The organism is Cetobacterium sp. (assembly GCF_048470075.1).
In the GTDB taxonomy this organism is placed as follows: Bacteria; Fusobacteriota; Fusobacteriia; order Fusobacteriales; family Fusobacteriaceae; genus Cetobacterium_A.
Genome location: NZ_DBGBQB010000029.1, coordinates 1 through 3,775, shown reverse-complemented (window position 1 = coordinate 3,775; position 3,775 = coordinate 1). Strand labels below are relative to the sequence as shown.

4 protein-coding genes are annotated in these 3,775 nt (G+C 30.8%); all 4 read left to right on the top strand.

All coding sequences use genetic code 11. The features are described 5' to 3' along the window. The first annotated feature begins 101 nt into the window (after positions 1 to 101). Positions 102 to 449 carry a hypothetical protein gene (locus ACMOUI_RS01045; protein ID WP_418963891.1) on the top strand — a complete coding sequence of 116 codons (348 nt, stop codon included), beginning with the start codon at positions 102 to 104 and terminating at the stop codon, positions 447 to 449. A gap of 11 nt (positions 450 to 460) precedes the next feature. Next, positions 461 to 1,789 carry an SLC13 family permease gene (locus ACMOUI_RS01040; protein ID WP_418963890.1) on the top strand — a complete coding sequence of 443 codons (1,329 nt, stop codon included), beginning with the start codon at positions 461 to 463 and terminating at the stop codon, positions 1,787 to 1,789. Positions 1,790 to 1,918: 129 nt separating this feature from the next. After that, positions 1,919 to 3,226: a sensor histidine kinase gene (locus ACMOUI_RS01035; protein ID WP_418963889.1), complete on the top strand. Its 1,308-nt coding sequence runs from the start codon at positions 1,919 to 1,921 to the stop codon at positions 3,224 to 3,226. Next, positions 3,216 to 3,775: response regulator (locus ACMOUI_RS01030; RefSeq protein WP_418963888.1), on the top strand; the 560-nt coding region annotated here is incomplete at its 3' end. The genes ACMOUI_RS01035 and ACMOUI_RS01030, both read left to right, overlap by 11 nt.

Below are 3,775 nucleotides of genomic sequence, written 5' to 3'. Positions count from 1 at the left end.
AAATAGGGATAGTAAAGGTTAAAAAAGCAAAGACAAAAGTAAATAAAAAATAAATTTTAACGAGAGAGTTAAAAATAAAATATAGATGTGGAGGTTTTTTAATGGGTCATCCTACGATTTATCCAACAGGAGCAACAATTTATAATCCAGAAAAAGCATGGAGCGGTTATACAGTATTTAATTTAATTGGTTTGGGAGCAATGTTAATTGATATGAATGGGCGTGAAGTTCGATTATGGGAAGGATTACAAGGATTTCCAAATAAAGTTTTTCCCAATGGACACATACTGGGAAGTAGAGGGGAGAGAAGTCCTAAATTTGGAATGCAAGATCAAACTGATTTAGTTGAACTAGATTGGGATGGAAACATAGTTTGGAAATTTGATGAGTATATAGAAGATGAGGGTGAAACTCCAAGATGGATGGCAAGGCAACATCATGAGCGATGATGTTTACTCCTATGCTTATGCAAGTTAATGAAAACTATACAACAAATATTAGAACTTTTTTTATGATTACAATTTTAATAATAATGGTCTGGGCCTTTGAACTGATGCCTCTAGCTGCACCAGCGTTAATTTTGCCAATAATCTACATCAGTTTTGGACTAGCAACCCCAGCTCAAGCTTTTTCACCGTGGACAACAGAGATGCCGTGGTTATTTATAGGGGGTATGGTTATATCTAGTGTCTTTGAAAGAACTGGACTTATGAAAAGAATGGCTATAACAGCCATAAAGATTGCAGGTGGAACTTATAGAGGGATACCTTTAGGATTTCTAATTGTTGGTTTAATATTATGCGTAATCATACCTAGTACAGCAGCAAGAACTACTTTATTTTTACCATTGGCTTTCGGTATAATAACAGCTTTAAATTTAAAGAAAAACTCTAAAGAAGCTGTAGCTATAATGGCGGCTAGTTCATTTATGGCTTTGACTCCTTATACGATTGTAGATGGAATAAATCTAATTTCATATTCAATTGCAAAAAATTTTAATGTTCATTTAACATGGATGGAGTATATGATAGAGATGGGATTGATGACATTTTTATTGTCAGCTGTCTATATTGTAGCAATCATATTTTTTTATAGAGGGGATGCAAGTATTTTTAAAAAAGAGAATCATTTTAAAACGAAGGAATATTTTGATAAGGAGCATTCAAAACTTGGAAAGATGAGTATTCGGGAGAAAAAAGTTATATTGGTATTGGCTATTATGGTAGCTATTTTATGCACAAGTAGTATTCATGAAATATCTGCAGGATGGGTTTTTGCCATAGGAGCTTTCTGCTTTTACCTTCCAGGTATAGATGTAGCTGAAGATAAGGATTTAAAAAGTGTAAATATGCCTATGATAATATTGATGACAGGAGCAATGACTATAGGTGCCGTATCAATGGCTACTGGAACTGGAGCATTTATTGGAAGAATTTTAACTGTATATTTAAAGGGAAGCAGTTTTACAATAGTTTCAATGAGTTGGGTAATAGGAGTTATTGTCAATTTTCTACTGACACCATTAGCTGCTGCCAGTGCACTGACTCAACCTTTAGTAGAGACCGCCATTGAAAATGGAATATCTCCCACAGTGATACTAAACTCCTATGCTGTTGGACTGGAACAGATTATATTTCCATATGAATATGTTTTACCTCTAATGATGTTTAGTTATGGAGTTATGAGTTTAAAAGAGTTTGTAAAGATATATATACTGAAGATGATATTGAGTATAATTTTTCTACTTGTTATCTGTGTTCCGTATTGGGGAATGCTAGGATTACTGTAAATGAAGAATAAAGTGGGATAGAAGTTAAAAATTGCAGGGTGAAATCTGCAATTTTTTATTTATATAAATTTAAAATGTTCTATTAATAAAAAAAATGATATAATAAGGTATTATAAGCGGGGTGGATATATGGATATTAGAGTGGAAAAAAGAAAAATAAAACTGGTTTTTTTAATACTTTTTTTTGGAATGATATTACCAGTATTTTTAACTCATCAAAATTTTAAAATCTATGACTCAATAGATATGGCACTGGATATGTGGGATAAAGAGTGCCTATTAATTGGGATGTTAAAATTAGTTACTCTTAATACGCTTAGATCAATACCAATGTATATAGCCATTTTTTTACTCTTTGATTCTATTGAGATAGTGATAAAAGGGAAAAAAAGAACATTTGAAAAAATACTTTTAATACTTCCAATAATACCAGTAGCTTATAGCTTAATAAGGCTTTTTTATAATATTGAGCTCCCTGTGGGGAAAACAAGTGTTTTAGGAATATTGTGGTTTTGCTACTATATAAAGTTTGATTTAAAAAACGTGGGTTATTTAGAAAAATACCTAGTCTTTTTATCCTTTGTTATAGGGTTACAATGGTTAGATATGAGTAGATTTTTTAACTTCCTAGGAGTGGGAGAGATTACGGCGGATCTCAATAAAGCGATAAGTTTTATGGAAGCAGACTTGATTGTAACTATAATCTGTATAAGCTTTTTTAGTTTTTTCACTCTATTTTCAATTCTATTGTTACATTTTTTTAAAGGTCAGGAGGAAAGAATAGCAAGATTTAGCTCAGAAGTGGAAAATAGATATTTAAAAGAGGTTCAACTTTTAGTACATGATTTAAAAACACCTATTTTTTCTGTTGGAATATTATTAGAAACTCTTGCACTTCAAGAGGATAATGAAAGAAAAAAACTCTATTTGAAAAAAATGGAGGATTCAATAGAAAAAACAAATATTATGATTGAAGAGATACTCTCTGCGAAATCTGAAAGTCCAATAGTTGTTGAGGATATAATGAAATTTATATTTTCATTTTTATCTGTTCATAAAAATATTGAAGGAATAACTTGTAAAAGCTATCTAAGAGAGGGATATAAGATAATGAGTAACAGAGTTTTACTCTCTAGAGTGATGATAAATCTTATTGTAAACTCTTGGGAAGCAAACTCCTCTACTATAAATATAATACTTAAAAATTATAAGGAGTATTTAATCATACAAATAGAGGACTATGGAGATGGAATAGATATCGATAATATAAAAAATCTCATAAAGGAGGGAGTATCTACAAAAAACTCCTATGGCAAAGGATTAGCCTTTGTTATAACAACTTTAAAAGAGATAAATGGGAAAATATACTTTGCGAAAAAAGAGAAGGGTGGTACAAAAGCTTATATCATTCTAAAGGGGGATGGATATGAAAAATAGGATATTAATAATTGATGACTCAGAGGATATATGTTTTGCAATATCTGAGTTTTTTAAATATAAGGAGTGGAGTGTAGAAATTGCAAATAGTGTAGAAAAAGCTTTAGAACTGATAAAAGGTAATAGTTTTGATATAATTTTAATAGACTATAATATGCCATATGTAAATGGAGCTATCGGAACGAAGATGTTAAGACTTTTGGATAAAGAGGTTCCAATAATAGCTCTAACAGTTGAAGGGGAAGAGATGGTAGCTGAGAGTTTTTTTCAAGCGGGAGCAAATGATTTTGCTATTAAACCCATAAAAATGTTGGATCTTTTCTCAAGAGTAAATGTGCATGTGAATAATAGGAAAAGTGTAAAGAGTGAAAGAGTTTTACCTAAAGGGATAGATAGAAACACATTGAATATAATTTTAGAGTGTTTAGAGGATAGAGATGAATATCTCACTGTGGAAGAGATTTTTCATTTGACAGGAATAGCTACAAAAACTATAAATAGATATTTAAACTATCTTTTAGATGAGAAAAAAATTCTCTTAAATAATAT